This is a genomic window from Kitasatospora sp. NPDC038210, from assembly GCF_055600605.1.
Window position 1 is genome coordinate 436,842 of record NZ_JBVJYK010000003.1, and the last position, 17,784, is coordinate 454,625.

12 protein-coding genes and 1 pseudogene are annotated in these 17,784 nt (G+C 74.2%); 9 read left to right on the plus strand and 4 right to left on the minus strand.

All coding sequences use genetic code 11. From position 1 onward, the window contains the following. Nucleotides 1-13 precede the first annotated feature (13 nt). From ACZ7KX_RS08520 to ACZ7KX_RS08540, 5 genes and pseudogenes are all read left to right on the plus strand, one after another. Nucleotides 14-1,849, plus strand: coding sequence for a GMC oxidoreductase (locus ACZ7KX_RS08520; protein WP_470325841.1), 1,836 nt, complete (start codon nucleotides 14-16; stop codon nucleotides 1,847-1,849). Nucleotides 1,850-1,969: 120 nt separating this feature from the next. After that, nucleotides 1,970-3,877, plus strand: coding sequence for a hypothetical protein (locus tag ACZ7KX_RS08525; protein WP_470325842.1), 1,908 nt, complete (start codon nucleotides 1,970-1,972; stop codon nucleotides 3,875-3,877). 1,046 nt (nucleotides 3,878-4,923) lie between these two features. Then, entirely contained in the window at nucleotides 4,924-6,519 is a 1,596-nt protein-coding gene (gene guaA, locus ACZ7KX_RS08530) for a glutamine-hydrolyzing GMP synthase (protein WP_470325843.1), read from the plus strand. A 238-nt stretch (nucleotides 6,520-6,757) separates the two neighbouring features. After that, a pseudogene (locus tag ACZ7KX_RS08535) lies at nucleotides 6,758-7,264 on the plus strand (DoxX family membrane protein); the annotation flags it as partial. 204 nt (nucleotides 7,265-7,468) lie between these two features. Next, the gene (locus ACZ7KX_RS08540) at nucleotides 7,469-7,753 is read left to right on the plus strand and encodes a QcrA and Rieske domain-containing protein (protein ID WP_470325927.1); all 285 of its coding nucleotides are present in this window, start codon (nucleotides 7,469-7,471) and stop codon (nucleotides 7,751-7,753) included. Between the two features lie 24 nt (nucleotides 7,754-7,777). On the opposite strand, the gene ACZ7KX_RS08545 is transcribed toward ACZ7KX_RS08540, so the two are convergent. Together ACZ7KX_RS08545 and ACZ7KX_RS08550 are read right to left on the minus strand one after the other, a co-directional pair. Then, the gene (locus ACZ7KX_RS08545) at nucleotides 7,778-7,987 is read right to left on the minus strand and encodes a hypothetical protein (protein WP_350519954.1); all 210 of its coding nucleotides are present in this window, start codon (nucleotides 7,985-7,987) and stop codon (nucleotides 7,778-7,780) included. Beyond that, nucleotides 7,984-9,426 (minus strand): PspC domain-containing protein, encoded by a 1,443-nt coding sequence (locus tag ACZ7KX_RS08550; protein WP_470325844.1) that lies wholly within the window; start codon nucleotides 9,424-9,426, stop codon nucleotides 7,984-7,986. The genes ACZ7KX_RS08545 and ACZ7KX_RS08550 overlap by 4 nt, the downstream gene beginning before the upstream one ends. A gap of 134 nt (nucleotides 9,427-9,560) precedes the next feature. Here ACZ7KX_RS08550 and ACZ7KX_RS08555 point away from each other — a divergent pair, with 134 nt between their 5' ends. The 3 genes from ACZ7KX_RS08555 (at nucleotide 9,561) to pcrA (ending at nucleotide 14,455) form a co-directional block, all read left to right on the plus strand. Next, nucleotides 9,561-11,018, plus strand: a complete 1,458-nt coding sequence (locus tag ACZ7KX_RS08555; RefSeq protein ID WP_470325845.1) for an ATP-binding protein — start codon at nucleotides 9,561-9,563, stop codon at nucleotides 11,016-11,018. Further along, nucleotides 11,011-11,712: a response regulator transcription factor gene (locus tag ACZ7KX_RS08560; RefSeq protein WP_350519956.1), complete on the plus strand. Its 702-nt coding sequence runs from the start codon at nucleotides 11,011-11,013 to the stop codon at nucleotides 11,710-11,712. Before ACZ7KX_RS08555 ends, ACZ7KX_RS08560 begins: the two co-directional genes overlap by 8 nt. A 97-nt stretch (nucleotides 11,713-11,809) precedes the next feature. After that, a complete protein-coding gene (gene pcrA / locus ACZ7KX_RS08565; protein ID WP_470325846.1) occupies nucleotides 11,810-14,455 on the plus strand; it encodes a DNA helicase PcrA in 2,646 nt (881 codons plus the stop codon). A gap of 47 nt (nucleotides 14,456-14,502) precedes the next feature. Here pcrA and ACZ7KX_RS08570 read toward each other — a convergent pair whose 3' ends face one another. Then, complete coding sequence (locus ACZ7KX_RS08570) at nucleotides 14,503-15,309, minus strand: M23 family metallopeptidase (RefSeq protein WP_470325847.1); 807 nt, start codon at nucleotides 15,307-15,309, stop codon at nucleotides 14,503-14,505. A 324-nt stretch (nucleotides 15,310-15,633) separates the two neighbouring features. On the opposite strand from ACZ7KX_RS08570, the gene ACZ7KX_RS08575 reads away from it, so the two are divergent. Then, entirely contained in the window at nucleotides 15,634-16,038 is a 405-nt protein-coding gene (locus tag ACZ7KX_RS08575) for a cobalamin B12-binding domain-containing protein (protein WP_189916109.1), read from the plus strand. A 134-nt stretch (nucleotides 16,039-16,172) separates the two neighbouring features. Here the strand turns inward: ACZ7KX_RS08575 and ACZ7KX_RS08580 are convergent, their stop codons facing one another. Then, a complete protein-coding gene (locus ACZ7KX_RS08580) occupies nucleotides 16,173-17,774 on the minus strand; it encodes a DUF5691 domain-containing protein (protein WP_470325848.1) in 1,602 nt (533 codons plus the stop codon). Nucleotides 17,775-17,784: the final 10 nt, after the last annotated feature.

The following is a 17,784-nucleotide window of genomic DNA, read 5'->3' on the forward strand; positions in this document are numbered from 1 at the left end:
GGTTCCCACACGCATGATCATCACGGTGAAGGAGCAGTGGCAGATGGTGGAGTCCGGTGGTGCGTCGGAGTTCGACTACGACGTGGTCGTGGTCGGGTCCGGCTTCGGAGGGTCGGTCGCGGCACTGCGGCTGACCGAGAAGGGCTACCGGGTCGCCGTCCTGGAGGCCGGACGGCGCTTCGACCGCGACGAACTGCCCAAGAACTCCTGGGACCTGCCGAACTACCTGTGGGCGCCGCAGCTCGGGCTGTACGGCATCCAGCGGATCCACCTGCTGGCCAACGTGCTGATCCTGGCCGGCGCCGGGGTCGGCGGCGGCTCGCTGAACTACGCCAACACCCTCTACGTGCCGCCGAAGGCCTTCTTCGAGGACCGCCAGTGGCGCCACATCACCGACTGGCAGGAGGAGCTGGCGCCGTTCTACGACCAGGCGCAGCGGATGCTCGGGGTCCGGCTCAACCCGACCGTCACCCCCTCCGACGTCCACCTCAAGGCGGCCGCAGAGCGGATGGGCGTCGCCGACACCTTCCACATGGCCCCGGTCGGGGTGTTCTTCGGCGACGGCAAGGACACCGACGGCACGTCCAAGGCGGCGCCCGGCGACGAGGTCGCCGACCCGTACTTCGGCGGCGCCGGCCCGGCCCGCAAGGCCTGCGTGGAGTGCGGCGAGTGCATGACCGGCTGCCGGCACGGCGCCAAGAACATGCTCACCGAGAACTACCTCCACCTGGCCGAGCGGGGCGGCGCGGAGATCCACCCGCTCACCACGGTGGCCCGGATCCGGGAGATCGACGGGGCCGACGGGGAGCGCGGCTTCGCCGTGGACGTGCGCCGCACCGACTCCCGCTCGAAGACGGACCGGGTCAAGGCGGGCGCGCGGACCATCACCGCCACCCGGGTGGTCGTCGCGGCCGGCACCTACGGCACCCAGTCGCTGCTGCACCGGATGCGCGCCGCCGGGCACCTGCCCCGGATCTCGGCGCGGCTCGGTGAGCTGACCCGCACCAACTCCGAGGCCCTGGTGGGCGCGCAGACCACCGACCGGCGCTACGGCGCCAAGGCGGACTTCACCAAGGGCGTCGCGATCACCTCGTCGATCCACCCGGACGCCAACACCCACATCGAGCCGGTCCGCTACGGCAAGGGCTCCAACGCGATGGGCGCGCTGTCGATCGCCCAGGTCAAGGGCGGCGGACGGGCCCCGCGCTGGCTGCGCTACCTGGGCAACTCGGTGCTCCACCCGGTGACCTTCGCCCGCTCGATGAACCAGCGCGGCTGGTCCGAGAAGACGATCATCGGCCTGGTGATGCAGTCCCTGGACAACTCGATCACCGTCTCGCTGAAGAAGGGCCCGCTCGGCAAGGACCGGCTCACCTCCAGCCAGGGCCACGGCGCCCCCAACCCGACCTGGATCCCGGCCGCCGAGAAGGGCGCCCAGGCGCTGGCCGCCGAGATCAACGGCTTCGCGGGCAGCACCGTCGGCGAGATCTTCGACATCCCGATGACCGCGCACTTCCTCGGCGGCTGCCCGATCGGCGACGCCCCCGAGACCGGTGTCGTCGACCCGTACCACCGGCTGTACGGGCACCCCGGGATCAGCGTGGTGGACGGCGCGGCCGTCTCCGCCAACCTCGGCGTCAACCCGTCGCTCACCATCACCGCGCAGGCCGAGCGCGCCCTGTCGATGTGGCCGAACAAGGGCGAGGCGGACCGGCGCCCGGCTCAGGACGAGGCGTACCGGCGGGTCACCCCGGTGGCGCCGGTGCGGCCGGCCGTGCCGGAGGGCGCGTTCGGCGCGCTGCGGCTGCCGCTGCTGCCCGTCCCGGAGGTTCCGAAGAAGCGCGACTGAAGCCGGTCCGTGCGCCCAATCCGCCTGCCCCGGTGGTCGGTTGACATCCGTTCGGGTCCGATGGGATAAACGGGCTCCTTGGGGCAGCCCAGGGACTCGTCGAACGGGGGGAACCGGTCCATGGCCAACTGCGCAGCGTGCGGTGCGACTTCGGTGGAGGAGGCGTCGGCCTGCGGTTCGTGCGGGCGGCCGCTCGCGCCCCCGCCGCCGCCCCCACCCGCCGTCGGCCCGCCGGCGGTGCCGCCGGCCGGGCCGCCCGCCGTGGCGCCGGCCGTGCCGCCCGGGTACCCGGCGGGGAGCGTCCCGCCCCCGGTCCCGCCACCGCCCCCGCCGCACGGGTACGGCCCCACCGCTGGCCCCGGCGTTCCGGCGCCCGCCCCGCCCGCGGTGGGCGGCTGGGGCGCCGGGACGCCGTACGCCCAGCCGGCGCCCGTCCACCGACTGCTGACCGGGCCCGACTGGCGCCCGGCGCTCAAGGCGGCCGTCGCGCCGACGGTCGTGCTGTTGCTGGCCGCCCTGATCGCGGCCGTCCCGAGCGACTACCAGTACGAGTACCGCTTCCGCTCGCCCGAGTTCGGCGACCGCTTCGGCGCGACGCTGGCGATGGCGCTGAACGCGCTCGGCGCGCCGTTCAGGCTCGGGTACCAGAGTCCGCTGAGCCGGGGCCACGCCGACCGGATGGACATCGTCTTCCGGGTGGCGCCGATGACCGTCACCGTCCTGTGGTGCCTGGCGCTCTGGCTCGGCCTGCGGGCCGGGCTGCAGCAGCGCAAGGCGGTGGCCGGCCAGCTGACCCGGGGCCAGGCCGCGGGCGAGGCGCTGCGCACCGCCCTGGTCCTGGCCGGGGTGACCACGCTGCTCTGGGCGTTCGGCGGCACGACCTGGCAGCCCCGGGACACCTACCGCGTCTCCGACTACACCACCAGCGGCCGGGACCTGTCCCGGCCGGCGGTCACCGCGGAAGCCGGCTGGCTGGAGGCGGTCGGCTGGACCGTCCTGCTGGCCGGACTGCTGGCCTTCGTCGTCTACGGCACCGACGCGCTGCGCTGGGCCGCCTGGCGCAGCCGGGCGGTGCGCGGCTGGGCACTGGCCGCGCTGACCGCGGGCCGGGCCGTGGCGGTGTCGGTGGCGCTGTCCGCGGCAGCCGCCTTCGTCCTGGTCGCGGCGAACAGCACGAGCGGCGGGCAGATCGGGCTGTCGCTGGCCTTCCTGCCCAACCTCGGCCTCACCCTGCTCGGCTTCGGCTCGGGGGCGACGTTCCAGGCCCACAGCGGCGTGTCCGGCGGCGGGACGGGCTGGGGCGACCGCAGTGAGGACCTGAACATCTCCTTCTTCGACCTGCCCGACGAGGTGACCGCGGACTGGCGCTGGGCCGGTCTGCTGGCGCTGTTCGCGGCGGGAACGCTCGGCTGGACGGCCTACCGGCGGCAGCTGGACGCCGTCGACCGGCTGCGCCTGGCGGCGGTGCACGCCGCGGCGCTCACCCTGCTGATGGCGGTGGCCGGGGCGATGATGACCCGGACCTCGTCCGTGACGGGCCTGAGCACCACCGCCGGTGTGGCGGGCCAGGAGAACTCGGTCGGGCTGACCTTCCTCACCGTCCTGGCGGCCAACGCGGTCTGGGCGGTGGTCGGTGCGCTGCTGGTGCCGCCGCTGCTGACGGCGGTCCGGGGCGGGGGCGCCGCCAAGGACGCCGCGTACGCCGGGGCCCCGTACGGAGGTGTGTCCTACGGGGGTGTGCCGTACGGCGGCGCGCCGCAGGGTGCCGCCGCGCATCCGCAGCCGAACGCGCCCGTGCCGCCGGCACCGCCGTACGGGCCGACGCCGTCGCACGGCGTTCCCGCACAGGGCGTTCCCGAGCAGGGTGCTCCCGCGCCGGTGGTCCCCGCTCCGGGCGTCCCGGCGCAGGCCGCCGCGCCGTCGGACGCGCCGCCCGCCCCCGCGGGCGGGACCCCGGTCCCCGCCGACGTGCCGCAGCCCCGGGGCGAGGAACCGGTCGACCCGGCCGTCTGGCGCGAACACCCCTGAGCCGGGCGGCGCGCCCCCGGCTCCCGGAAGGAGCGGGGGCGCCGGGTCCGGACGGGACCGGGTGCGCGGGTGGTCGGGAGGCGTCCGGAACGGGCAAAGGGCCCCGCGGGGGAACGGGGCCCTTTGTCGTTCAGCACTCGGCGTCAGGGCCGCGCCGGTGCTGGGGTGACGGCGCCGGGGGAGGAGCGCCGTCGTGTCGGTCGGCTTCGGATCGCGCCCCGCGGCTCCGGCGTGGGTGGCCGGTGGTGAAGGGCGCGCACGCTCGTGGAGCGGCGGGTGGCGTTTCGGTTCACGCCGGTCCCTTGCTCACGGAGCGTGAAGTGCAAACCGCTGTCGCCTCGCTGCGCGGCGGCTGCGGAAGGTCGTCGGCGAGCCCCTCGGTCAGCCGTCAGGTCGCCGGGAGAACCGCCTACAACGAGCATCGTGCTGGACGAAGGGCTTGCTCTGCAACCGATTCGGCACAGTTCAACCCGGCTCATTTACCGGCGGGACGACCGTCGATGATCACGGTGCGTAGTGGTTCTGGTGGTTGCGGCGCACGCGGACGCGCGTAGCGGCGTGGGACGGACAGGGGGAGTGCGCCGGTTGCGCCCCGGATCGGGCCGGGGGTGCGACGGCCGGTCCCGGGCGTCCCCGGACTCCGGCCGTCCCACCTCTCGGCCCAGTCGCGGCCGGGTTCGCTGTCCCCTGCTGGCCGGCCGCGGCACCCGCGCACGGTCCCACGGAGCCGCGCACCCGGCGGGCCGGGCGGCGGCGCCACATGCGCCGGTGGACTGGGGTGGAGCTCCACGCGTGGTCCTGCAGCCGTACGGCGGTGCCCCCGCGGGGGTCGGTCGGCGCGTCTGGCGGACGCGGCGCGGCCGTGCGGTCGTCTGAAGCAACGAACCGGGGCCCCGTCCGGTCACGGTTCTTTGGACGGGCAGACGAGTGAAACCGGACAGCCCGGTAGAATCGGTGTCCAGACACCCCACGCCCGTCGCCACCGCAGCCCCGCAGGGGGAGGCGGCTCCGCGTGACACCCCGATACCGCTGCCGGAAGGCCGTCTGTGTCCTCTGCAATTCCCGTCCAGTCCGCGCCGGACAACGACACCGTCCTGGTGGTCGACTTCGGCGCCCAGTACGCCCAGCTCATCGCCCGTCGGGTGCGTGAGGCGCGGGTCTACAGCGAGATCGTGCCGAGCAGCATGCCCGTCGCCGAGATGCTCGCCAAGAACCCCAAGGCGATCATCCTCTCCGGCGGCCCGTCGTCGGTCTACGAAGAGGGCGCGCCGCAGCTCGACCGCGCGATCTTCGAGGCCGGTGTCCCGGTCTTCGGCATGTGCTACGGCTTCCAGCTGATGGCCAAGGTCCTGGGCGGCACCGTCGACAACAACGGTGCCCGCGAGTACGGTCGCACCCCGCTGACCGTCTCCCGCACCGGCTCCACCCTGTTCGAGGGTGTCCCGGCGCAGCACTCGGTGTGGATGTCGCACGGCGACGCCTGCTCCGCCGCGCCGGAGGGCTTCACCGTCACCGCCTCCACCGACCTTGTCCCGGTCGCCGCGTTCGAGAACGACGAGGCCCGCCTGTACGGCGTCCAGTACCACCCCGAGGTGCTGCACTCCGACCACGGCCAGCAGATCCTGGAGCACTTCCTCTACCGCGGCGCGGGCATCGCTCCGACCTGGACCACCGGCAGCGTGGTCGAGGAGCAGATCGCCCTGATCCGCGAGCAGGTCGGCAACAAGCGCGCGATCTGCGGCCTGTCCGGCGGCGTGGACTCCGCGGTCGCGGCCGCCCTGGTCAACAAGGCCATCGGCGACCGGCTGACCTGCGTCTACGTCGACCACGGCCTGATGCGCAAGGGCGAGACCGAGCAGGTCGAGAAGGACTTCGTGGCCGCCACCGGCGTGCAGCTGAAGGTCGTCGACGCCGCCGAGCGCTTCCTGGACGCGCTGAAGGGGGTCACCGACCCCGAGGAGAAGCGCAAGATCATCGGCCGCGAGTTCATCCGGGTCTTCGAGCAGGCCCAGGCCGAGATCATCGCCGAGGCCGGCGAGCACGGCGAGTCGGTCGACTTCCTGGTGCAGGGCACGCTGTACCCGGACGTGGTGGAGTCCGGTGGCGGTACCGGCACCGCCAACATCAAGTCCCACCACAACGTCGGCGGCCTGCCCGAGGACCTGCAGTTCCAGCTGGTCGAGCCGCTGCGCAAGCTGTTCAAGGACGAGGTCCGGATGGTCGGCCAGGAGCTGGGCCTGCCGGAGGAGATCGTCCAGCGCCAGCCGTTCCCGGGCCCCGGCCTGGGCATCCGGATCGTCGGCGAGGTCACCGAGGAGCGCCTGGACCTGCTCCGCGACGCCGACGCGATCGCCCGCGAGGAGCTGACCGCGGCCGGTCTGGACCGCGAGATCTGGCAGTGCCCGGTCGTGCTGCTCGCCGACGTGCGCAGCGTGGGCGTGCAGGGCGACGGCCGGACCTACGGCCACCCGATCGTGCTGCGTCCGGTCTCCTCCGAGGACGCCATGACCGCGGACTGGTCGCGCCTGCCGTACGACGTGCTGGCCCGGATCTCCACCCGGATCACCAACGAGGTCCGCGACGTGAACCGCGTCGTCGTCGACGTCACCAGCAAGCCGCCGGGCACCATCGAGTGGGAGTGACCGCTCCCGCCGGCCGCTGAGGACCGTCGTCGACGGACTCCGGCCGGAGCCTGAACGGCCGCGCCGTCGTTCCCGTACTGAAGGGAGCGGCGGCGCGGCCGTTCGCGGTGCGGGACCGCTCCCCGTGGTGGGACGTCCCACCGAAAGCGGGCAGGAGCGGGCAGAATGCGGACCGGACCTGTCAGGGAGTGGCAGGCCGAGAGGGAAGGTGTGCGGGATGTCGGAGGCCAGCAAGCCGATGCCGGCCGGCGGGGCAGCGGCCGGTCGGACCGACCGGGCGGCGCAGCTGCGCGCGCTCGCGTCGAAGTACGCGCTGCTCCCGCTGCGGCTCTTCCTCGGCGTCACCTTCGTCTACGCCGCCCTCGACAAGCTCTCCGACGGGCACTTCCTGGCCGGGGCGGGCGACCCGGCCTCCTTCGTCTCGCAGACCCAGGCGGCCAAGGCGGGCGGCAGCCCGATCTCCTTCCTGCTCGGCCCGGCACTCCACCACTCGACGCTGTTCGCGCTCGCCGTCGCCTTCGGCGAGCTGGCGGTCGGGCTCGGCACCCTGCTCGGTCTCTGGGGCAGGGTCGCGGCGCTCGGCGGCGCGCTCCTCAACCTCAGCCTCTGGCTGACCGTCAGCTGGAGCGTCTCGCCGTACTACCTCGGCAACGACCTCGCCTACCTGATGGCCTGGACCCCGCTGGTGCTGGCCGGCACCCCGTACCTGTCGCTGGACGGCTACCTCGCCCGCCGGGCCGACCGGGACCGCGCGCGGGGGCTGGACGAGGACCACGTCAAGCGCCGGGCGCTGGTGGACGGCGGGATCGCGGCCGTCGCGATCGGCGGCGCCGGGCTGCTCTCCGGCTCGCTGACCCGCACCTTCGGCCGGGACAAGGCCGCGCCCAAGCAGTCGGCGGCCCCGGTCTCCGCCGCCCCGGCGTCCGCGCCCACGGTGCCCGTGGCGAGCGTGCCGGTCGGCGGCTCGGCCCAGGTCAAGGACCCGGCCACCGGGGACGCCGTCTACATCGTGCAGCCCAAGGCGGGCCAGTACTGCGGCCTGTCCTCGGTGTGCACCCACTCCGGCTGCGCGGTGGACGCCCCGAAGGACGGCCGGCTCTACTGCCCCTGCCACGGCTCCCGGTTCGACGCCGCCACGGGGGCGGTGGTGAACGGGCCGGCGGTCAAGCCGCTGCCGAAGTACACCGTCACCAAGGACGGCGACAAGCTGACCCTGGGCCCGCAGCAGAGCTGAGGCCCGGGCCGGGGCCCGGGCGGGTCACTCCTCGCGGTCGGGGCGGCCGCGCCGGGCCACCGCGGCGACCGCGCCGGCCAGACCGCCGACGCCGAGCACGATGAACGTGACGGGGATGACGATCCGCCCGTTCACCGACTGGTCGTTGAGCGCGGCGACCAGGTAGAGCACGGCGAGCACGGTGAACAGCCCACCCGCGATCAGCGAGAACAGGTCGAGCCGGTGCTTCCTCACTGCTGGACCACCTTGATGTTGCCGAGCCCGATTCCGAGTTCGAGGTTGAGCGTGCCCTTGGAGGCCTGGCCGTTGACCGGGCCGATCAGATAGGTGTGCCGTCCGGTGCTGTCGCTGCGGTCGCCCGGGACGTCGATGTCGCCGAGGCCCACCCGGGCGACCACGTTCACGGTCACGTCGGCCGGCACGGTGACGGTCATGTCGCCGGCGCCGAGGTCGACCTTGGTGGCGAGGGTGGCCCCGGCCGGGTCGAGTCCGGAGAGGTCCAGCCGGAGGGATCCGGCGCCGAGGTTGTAGCGGTCGTGCAGGTCGGACGTCGCGGTGACCGTCCACTCGCGCGGGCCGACGGCGTTCTTCATCGAGTCCGGCGAGTGGCCGACGAAGGCCAGCGCCAGGGTCAGCAGCAGGCCGGTCGCGGCCAGCTTGCGGGCCCGGCCGAACTTCGCGCCGACCAGCAGGGTCAGGCCGACCACCAGCAGCGCGGCGGCCAGAGCGGCCGTGCTCAGCACGGTGGGGTCGTGGTGGTTCCGGGAGGACGCCCAGACCGCGGTGGCCGCGCCGATCGCCAGCAGGAAGCCGAAGAAGCCGAGCGCCGAACCCTCCCGGGGGTGCCGCACGGCGGCCTCGGTGCGGCGCTTCGGACCGGCCTTGCGCAGCGGGTCGCCCTCGGGCAGGTCGGCGCGCTGCCACCAGGGCTGGGCCGGGCCGCCGGCCGGCGGCACCGGGGTGCCGAACGGCGGGGTCGGGCTCGCGGACGCGGCGCCGTACGGGTTGCGCTCGGGGTGGCGGGGGTCCCACAGGTAGCCGCTCGGGCCCGGGGGCGGGGCGTCGGCGGGGGCCGTTCCGGCGGCCCGGTCGGCGGCGTGGTGGGCGCGCGCCGCCTCGTCGGACGCCGGCCGCGGCCAGACGTAGCCCTCGGCCCCGGCCGCCCCGGCCTCGGACTCGGGGAAGCGGCGGTCGTACGGGCCGCCCGGCCGGTGGCCGCGCCCCCGGCCGCGGCGGCGGTCCGGGTCGTAGCGCACCGCCAGGAAGACCAGGCCGGCGAGCAGCAGCAGCGGGAACAGCTGGTCGCCGTCGCCCATCGAGGAGAAGAACACCCCGGTGCCGATCACGGTCAGCAGCACCGCGCCGACCGACTGGCCGTCCACCCGGCCGGTGAGCACCCGCTGGAGCTCGGTGCGCCCGCCGCGGCCCTTGGCGTCGTCGTCCGTCGGGACGATCAGCCACGCCAGGCCGTACAGGAACAGCCCGAGGCCGCCGGAGAGGCAGAGCACCACGGTGACCACGCGGAAGACCACCGGGTCGATGTCCAGGTGCCGGCCGAGGCCGCCGCAGACGCCGGCCACCACGCGGTGGTGCTCGGCCCTGGTCAGTGGCGGGCGTTCCGGTTCCGGCGGGGCGGCGGGCCCGGCCTCCTCGATGCGGGGGTCCTCGGTCATGGGCACCATCCTTCCGGCAGGTGCCGGTCCGGCCCAACCGGGAGCACCCCTGCACGTACCCTGACTTGTCCCTGATAACGGCTAGGGACACACCCTGATGCGCCCGTACGGGCGTGCGTGGAACCATCGGTGGCGTGGCAGCCCCCGGTACCGATCCCCGAACCATCGCCCCCGACGCCGCACCGTCGTCGGGCGCCGACCCCAACGCGCCCGACGGCGGGAAGCCGCCCTACCGCCGGCTCTACCGCAGCCCGCAGGGCCGCATGCTCGGCGGCGTCGCGCACGGCCTGGCCGTGCACCTCGGGCTGCCGGTGCGCTGGGTGCGGCTCGCCTTCGTCCTCCTGTTCTTCGCGCAGGGGATCGGCGCGCTGCTGTACGCCGCGTTCTGGTTCGTGGTGCCGATCGGCATCGGCGAGCCCTCGCAGCGCGGCGGCGCCCAGTGGGTGTACCTCAACGGGGTGTTCGTCCCGGCCGCCCCCGGGCTGCAGGGCGGCCTGCTGAGCAAGGGCCCCGCCGGCGGCCGGCTCGGGCGGCTGCGCCAGCTGCTCCAGCACACCCTCCAGGGCGAGCCGGTGGCGGCGCCCGCGGAGGGCGAGGACGCGGCGCCGGCCGGCAAGAACGGGCAGGGCGGCCTCGGCCAGCTCGCCGCCCTGGTCATGGTCGTGATCGGCCTGATCGCCCTGCTCAACGTGCTCGGCGTGCAGACCGCCAAGCCGTACACCTGGCCGCTGCTGGCGATCGGCGTCGGCGTCGCGCTGGTCTGGCGGCAGGCCGACGACTCGCGCTGGCAGCGCTGGTTCGGCATCGAGGGCGAGCGGCGGCGCGGCGCCTACACCCGGGTCGGCGCGGGCGTGCTGCTCGCGGTGGCGGGCACCATCGCGCTGCTCGCCATGCAGGGCAGCGGCTCCACGCTCAGCTCGGTGATCGAGGCCTCGCTCGCGGTGCTCGCCGGGGTGCTGGTGCTGCTCGGCCCGTACGGCCTGCGGCTGTGGCAGGACCTCGGCGCCGAGCGCACCGCCCGCATCCGCGCCCAGGAGCGGGCCGAGATCGCCGCGCACATCCACGACTCCGTGCTGCACACCCTGACCCTGATCCAGCGCCGGGCCGAGGACCCCAAGGAGGTGCTGCGGCTGGCCCGCTCGCAGGAGCGCGAGCTGCGGCTGTGGCTGTACCGCCCGGAGGCCGCCGCCGAGGCCGCGCCGGACACCATGGCGGAGACCCTGCGTGCCGCCGTCGCCGAGGTCGAGGACCGGCACGGCGTCCCGGTCGAGCTGGTGATCGTCGGCGACTGCCCGATGGACGAGCGGATCGCGGCACAGATGCAGGCCGCGAGGGAGGCGACCGTCAACGCGGCCAAGTACGGTGGCGGGGGACCGGTCCAGGTCTACGCCGAGGTGGAGGGGAGGACGGTGTCGGTGTTCGTCCGCGACCACGGCCCCGGTTTCGACCCCGACACGGTGCCCGAGGACCGGATGGGCGTACGGGAGTCGATCATCGGCCGGATGAAGCGCAACGGCGGCACCGCTCGGGTGCGGCCGGCAGCGGGCGGCGGTACCGAGGTCGAGCTGGAGATGGAGAGAGCGAATGACTGAGGCAGCGCCGACGGGGGTCCCGGCGGAGGGGGCCGGGCGTACCGCGCGGGTCGTGCTGGTGGACGACCACCGGATGTTCCGGACGGGTGTCCGGGCCGAGATCGGCCGCACCGACGTGACCGGCATCGACGTGGTCGGCGAGGCCGACGACGTGGACTCCGCGGTCCGCGTGGTCGCCGAGACCCGGCCCGACGTGGTCCTGCTCGACGTCCACCTGCCCGGCGGCGGCGGTGTCGAGGTGCTGCGCCGCTCGGTCGGCGTGATGGGCGAGCAGGGAGGGGTGAAGTTCCTGGCGCTGTCGGTGTCGGACGCCGCCGAGGACGTGATCGGCGTCATCCGCGGCGGCGCGCGCGGCTACGTCACCAAGACCATCACCGGCACCGACCTGGTGAACGCGATCTTCCGGATCGCCGACGGCGACGCGGTGTTCTCGCCCCGGCTGGCCGGCTTCGTCCTGGACGCCTTCGCCGCCACCGACACCCCGCCGGTCGACGAGGACCTGGACCGCCTCACCCAGCGCGAGCGCGAGGTGCTGCGCCTGATCGCCCGCGGCTACGCCTACAAGGAGATCGCCAAGCAGCTCTTCATCTCGGTGAAGACCGTCGAGAGCCACGTCTCCGCCGTCCTGCGCAAGCTCCAGCTGAGCAACCGCCACGAGCTGACCCGCTGGGCCACCGCCCGCCGCCTGGTCTGATCCGCGCCCGCAGTCGAGCCCGCCCGGCCGGTCCGCAGCGATGAAGCTGCTCCGGCCGGGCGGGCTTGTCGGTGGGTGGCCATAGACTCGGAGTGCCATGAGTAGCCTCTTTGACGACCTCCCGCTCCCCGGTTTCGAGGCACCCGCCGCCGGGTCGAAGCAGCCCGCCGCCCCCGTCGACCACGTCGACGAGGAACCGCCGCCGTACGAGGACGAGGTCCCGTACGACGCGTACGAGGAGGCGATCCCGGACGGGCTGTTCCACACCGACCACGCCGCGCAGGCGGAGCGGGACGCCTGGTACCGCAACGGCGCCGCCCGCACGATGATCGACCCGGCGCAGCTGCTGGAGGGGATGAACGACCCGCAGCGCGAGGCGGTGCTGCACGCGGGGTCGCCGCTGCTGATCGTGGCCGGCGCCGGCTCGGGCAAGACCCGGGTGCTGACCCACCGGATCGCCCACCTGCTGGGCGCCCGCGGGGTGCAGCCCGGGGAGATCCTGGCGATCACCTTCACCAACAAGGCCGCCGGGGAGATGCGCGAGCGCGTCGAGGCGCTGGTCGGCCCGCGCGCCCGGGCGATGTGGGTGTCCACCTTCCACAGCGCCTGCGTGCGGATCCTGCGCCGCGAGTCCAAGCAGCTGGGGTTCACCTCCAGCTTCTCGATCTACGACTCGGCCGACTCGCAGCGGCTGATGTCGCTGGTCTGCCGCGACCTCGACCTGGACCCGAAGCAGTACCCGCCGAAGTCCTTCACGGCGAAGATCAGCAATCTCAAGAACGAGTTGATCGACGAGGAGACCTTCGCCGACCAGGCCGCCAACCCGACAGAGAAGAAGCTCGCCGAGGCGTACGCGCTGTACCAGCGGCGGCTGCGCGAGGCCAACGCGCTGGACTTCGACGACATCATCATGACGACGGTGAACCTGCTGCAGGCCTTCCCCGACGTCGCCGAGCACTACCGGCGCCGGTTCCGGCACATCCTGGTCGACGAGTACCAGGACACCAACCACGCCCAGTACATGCTGGTCCGGGAGCTGAGCGGCGGGTCCGTCGCGGCCGCGCCGAAGCGCACCGCGGACGGGGACTTCGTGAACCCGGCCGCCGCGCACCTCGCCGAGGTGCCGCCGGCCGAGCTGTGCGTCGTCGGTGACGCGGACCAGTCGATCTACGCCTTCCGCGGCGCGACCATCCGCAACATCCTCCAGTTCGAGGAGGACTACCCGAACGCGACCACGATCCTGCTGGAGCAGAACTACCGCTCCACGCAGACCATCCTGAGCGCCGCCAACGCCGTCATCGAGCGCAACGCGAACCGCCGCGAGAAGAAGCTCTGGACGGCCGGCGACCACGGGGAGAAGGTCGTCGGCTACGTCGCGGACGACGAGCACGGCGAGGCCCAGTTCATCGCCGACGAGATCGACCGCCTCACCGACAAGGGCGAGGCCAAGCCCGGCGACGTCGCGATCTTCTACCGGACCAACGCCCAGTCCCGCGTCTTCGAGGAGGTGTTCATCCGGGTCGGCCTGCCGTACAAGGTGGTCGGCGGGGTGCGCTTCTACGAGCGCAAGGAGGTCCGGGACGTCCTGGCGTACCTGCGGGTGCTCTCCAACCCGGAGGACACCGTGCCGCTGCGACGGATCCTCAACGTGCCCAAGCGCGGCATCGGCGAGCGGGCCGAGGCGATGATCGACGCGCTGGCCGCGCGGGAGCGGATCTCCTTCGCCCAGGCGCTGGTGCGGGTGGACGAGGCGTACGGGATGGCCGCGCGCTCCGCCAACGCCGTCAAGAAGTTCAACGTCCTGATGGCCGGGCTGCGCCAGGTGGTCGAGTCGGGCGCGGGCCCGGCGGCGGTGCTGGAGGCCGTCCTGGAGGAGACCGGCTACCTGGCCGAGCTGCAGTCCTCCACCGACCCGCAGGACGAGACCCGGGTCGAGAACCTGCAGGAGCTGGCGTCCGTCGCCCTGGAGTACGAGCAGGACCCGGGCGAGCGGCCGGACGCCGGGGAGGACGGCGCGCCGCCGGTCGGCTCGCTGGCCGACTTCCTGGAGCGGGTCGCGCTGGTCGCCGACTCCGACCAGATCCCGGACGAGGACGAGGAGGGGCAGGGCGTCATCACGATGATGACCCTGCACACCGCCAAGGGCCTGGAGTTCCCGGTGGTCTTCCTGACCGGCATGGAGGACGGCATCTTCCCGCACATGCGGGCGCTGAACCAGGTCAAGGAGCTGGAGGAGGAGCGCCGGCTCGCGTACGTCGGGCTGACCAGGGCGCGCGAGCGGCTGTACCTGACCCGCTCGGTGCTGCGCAGCGCCTGGGGGCAGCCGGCGTACAACCCGGCTTCGCGGTTCCTGGAGGAGATCCCGGAGACGCTGGTGGAGTGGAAGCGCACCGGGGGGGTGCACGCGCCGGCCCAACGCGGCTACTCCTCGGGCTCGTCCTGGGCCAAGTCCTCCTCCGGGGGCGGGAGTTCGCGTTCCTCCTCGGGGTCCTCGTCCTCCTCGTTCTCGGCCTCGGCCGCACCGAAGGCGGGCTGGGGGCAGTCCGCGCGGCGCGGCGGCAAGGTCGTCGAGCGCGACGTCGTCTCGCTGGCGGTCGGCGACCGCGTCACCCACGACAGCTTCGGGCTGGGCACGGTGGTGGCCGTGACGGGCGTGGGCGACCGGGCACAGGCCACCGTCGACTTCGGCACGGACGGGCGCAAGCAGCTGCTGCTGCGCTACGCGCCGGTCGAGAAGCTGTAGTCCGAGAAGCTGTGGTCCCGGCGGGAAGCCGTCGGGACGTCGCAGTCCTAGCGGGGGTCCAGGCCGTTGGCCAGGAACCACGGCAGCGGGTCGATCGGCCCGCTGCCGGCCGGCCGGACCTCGAAGTGCAGGTGCGGCCCGGTGCTGTTGCCGCTGCTGCCGACGAAGGCGATGACGTCGCCCTGCTTCACCGGCCCCTTGCGGATCTTGTAGGCGCGCAGGTGGCAGTACCAGGCCTCGGTGCCGTCGGACATCTTGAGTATCGACATGTAGCCGTAGAACGGGTTCCACTGGGTGCGGATGGTGCCGTCCGCGACGGCCATGACCTGGCTGCCGCCGTCCACCGGGAAGTCGATGCCGGTGTGGCGGTTGGCCCAGTGGGTGCCCGCCTCGCCGAACAGCTCGCCGAGGCCGTGCTGCGCGACCGGCATGACCACCTTGGGCTTGACCGGTTCGGGGGCCGGCTCGGGGGCGGGCTGCGTGTCCGGGGCCCCGGTGGGCTGGGCGCCGGCCAGTGGCTGGCGGGCGTCGCCGCGCGAGGCCTGGGCCCGGTCGCCGGTCGCGACGGCCTGTGCGGCTGCCGCCCCGGCGGCCGCGTGGCCGGGGGCGTCGTCCGCCGACGCCTGCACCGGCATCCGTCCGGCGGCCTGGGCGCGCTGCTGGTCGGCCTGCCCCTGCACCGTGATCGCCGCCGCGGCCGCGACCCCGAGCGCGGCAACCGACGGCAGCGCGACCCGCAGCAGTGCCGTCCGGGTGGCCGCCTTGGCGGCGCCGCGGCGCTGGGCGCGGGACTGCTCGCGGGCGGCGAGGCGCAGCTCCGCGCGGGTCGGACGGGCGGCTGCTTCGGGAGCCATCGGGGGCTGCCTCCTCGGTGGGCCTCGGTCACGGCGTCGGTCGAGGTCGAACAGCCGTGACTGTAGCCGGAAGGCCGACGCTCCGGAAAAACCCCGCGTTGTCAAGGGGGCGCCCGGGGGGTCTGTGGGGAGGTCGGGGGTGAGAAGGGTATACCCACTGGTAGCAAGGCCCGGAGCTGTGACTTTGCCCTCCTCTTGGGAGGGGGCTCGGTCAACCGGGTCGGGTGGCGCTAACCTCCCCTCAGGTTGGTTATTGGCCGTTAACCGCACCCGTGGCCCACGAGGCCCGGTGGGGTGATGGACGACGAGGTCCAGGAGGCAGTGATGAGTGTGTCGGGGCCGATCCGTGTGGTGGTCGCCAAGCCGGGGCTCGACGGTCACGACCGTGGCGCCAAGGTCATTGCGCGCGCCCTGCGCGACGCCGGTATGGAGGTCATCTACACCGGGCTGCACCAGACGCCCGAGCAGGTCGTCGACACCGCGATCCAGGAGGACGCGGACGGCATCGGGCTGTCGATCCTCTCGGGCGCCCACATGACGCTGTGCGCGCGGGTCCTGGAGCTGCTGAAGGAGCGCGACGCGGCGGACATCAAGGTCTTCTGCGGGGGGATCATCCCGGACGAGGACATCGCCGAGCTCAAGGCGATGGGCGTCGCGGACATCTTCACGCCGGGCACGCCCACCCGGGACGTGGTCGCCTGGGTCGAGGCCAACCTTCGGGCGAGCTGAGCTTCGGGCGAACCGGTCTTCGGGCCAACCGGGCTCCGGACGAGCCGGTCGTCGGTACGGCGGAGCGGGCCTGCCCCCGGAGGGGCGGCCCGCTCCGCCGTTTCCGCTTCCGCCGTCGGTCGGGCCCTCCGGCGTCAGCCCGCCAGCTCCGCGAGCATCGCGGCCCGGAACCGCAGGGTGCCCGCCAGCCGGGCGAAGGTCTCGGCCCAGGCGGAGTCCGGGGCGGCCCCGGCGGCCAACTCCTCCACCGCGTCGGCCGTCTCGGGCGCGAGCGCGCGTTCCGTCATCCCGAGCACCCCGCTGTGGCTCCACGGGTACGCGCCGGAGGCGGCGGCCCGGGCCAGGGCGTCCACCACCGCGGTGGACAGCGGCGGCGTCCACGGCGTGGCGCAGGCGCCGAGCAGCTGGAAGGCCTCGCCCAGCCCGTGCACCCCGATGAAGGCGGCCGTCCAGGCGGCCCGCTCCTCGGGCGGCAGGACGGCCAGCAGCTTGGCCGGGGCGCCGGTGGCGCGCGGGGAACGGGCCCGGCCCGCCCCCCGGGTGGGCGGCGCCGGCGCCGGACCGAGCAGTGCCCGGGCCCAGGCGGCGTCGTGCTGGCGGACGGCGGCGCGCGCCCAGGCCTCCCGCAGGTCGTCGGCCCAACTGCTGTCGGTCTCGTCCATGCTGTCGCCGACCCGCAGGGCGAGCAGCTGCTCGGGCGTCAGCCCGGTGCTCTCCGGCCAGAGCGCGAGCGGTGCCGCGGCCACCACCTCGCCGAACCACCAGGCCCGTTCACCGCGCCCGGTGGGGGACTTGGGCGTGATGCCGTCGCGCTGCATCTGCGCGTCGCACTCGGCGGGCGGGGTGACCAGCAGGTGGGTGCCCGTCCCGGCGAGGCGTACTGCGGCCCGCGCCCGGCCGGCCATCCGGCCCGCCAGGGCGGAGCCGGGCAGGGTGGAGAGCAGTTCGGCGGCCGTGGCGCGGACGTTCTTGCTGCGGTCGCCGAGGGCGGCCTCCAGGAACGGCTCGTCGGCGGGGGACAGGCCGTCCTGGAGGGCGTCCAGGAAGAGCAGGCGGTCCTCGGCGCGCTCGGTGGACCAGGTGCTGCGCAGCAGTTCCAGGCCGGCCGCCGGGTCGTGGCGGCGCAGCAGCGTGAGGTGGGTGACGCGCTCGGCGAACAGGCCCTCGTGCCACAGCTGGTGGTCGGCCGGGTCGTCCTGCTCCCGGTCCGGCTCCTGGGCGGTGGTGCGCAGCACGAACCGCCAGTCGGGGTTCCGCCCGGCCAGCCAGCGGCCCAGCGGACCGGCCAACGCGACGGCGTCGGAGCGCAGTTCGCTGCGCGCGCGGGCGGCGTCGAGCAGGCCGGGCACCAGCGCGGCGGGCGGCCGCAGGCCCCGGGCACGGGCGGTGGCGAGCCACTGCGGCAGCAGCTCGGTCAGGTTGGCCAGGGTGCCGCCGCCCCCGCCGCCGGTACGGCCGGCCAGCAGCACCGCCAGCCGGCGGGCGGCCGGTTCGGGCAGCTCCGGGCGGGTGTCCCCGGGCGCGGGCGGGCCGGGCGCTTCGGCCGCCGGCACGGGCAGCGCGCCCGCCCGGCGGCGGACGGTGGCGAGGGCGGCCAGCTCCAGCAGGGCGGTGGCCTGGTCGGCGGTGTCCACGGCGTCGGCGAGCGGCAGGACGGTGGCCGGGAGCGGGCGGCGGTCGGTGCCGAGCAGGGCGCTGGTGTGCAGGGTCTCCCACGGGTCCTGGATGATCGTCATTCTCGGTGCT

Coding starts and splice junctions, on each gene's coding strand:
- ACZ7KX_RS08550 (WP_470325844.1), bottom strand. CDS start 9,426: ATGACCGAGGACCCCCGCATCGAGGAGGCCGGGCCCGCCGCCCCGCCG.
- pcrA (WP_470325846.1), top strand. CDS start 11,810: ATGAGTAGCCTCTTTGACGACCTCCCGCTCCCCGGTTTCGAGGCACCC.
- ACZ7KX_RS08525 (WP_470325842.1), top strand. CDS start 1,970: ATGGCCAACTGCGCAGCGTGCGGTGCGACTTCGGTGGAGGAGGCGTCG.
- ACZ7KX_RS08580 (WP_470325848.1), bottom strand. CDS start 17,774: ATGACGATCATCCAGGACCCGTGGGAGACCCTGCACACCAGCGCCCTG.
- ACZ7KX_RS08520 (WP_470325841.1), top strand. CDS start 14: ATGATCATCACGGTGAAGGAGCAGTGGCAGATGGTGGAGTCCGGTGGT.
- ACZ7KX_RS08570 (WP_470325847.1), bottom strand. CDS start 15,309: ATGGCTCCCGAAGCAGCCGCCCGTCCGACCCGCGCGGAGCTGCGCCTC.
- ACZ7KX_RS08560 (WP_350519956.1), top strand. CDS start 11,011: ATGACTGAGGCAGCGCCGACGGGGGTCCCGGCGGAGGGGGCCGGGCGT.
- ACZ7KX_RS08575 (WP_189916109.1), top strand. CDS start 15,634: ATGAGTGTGTCGGGGCCGATCCGTGTGGTGGTCGCCAAGCCGGGGCTC.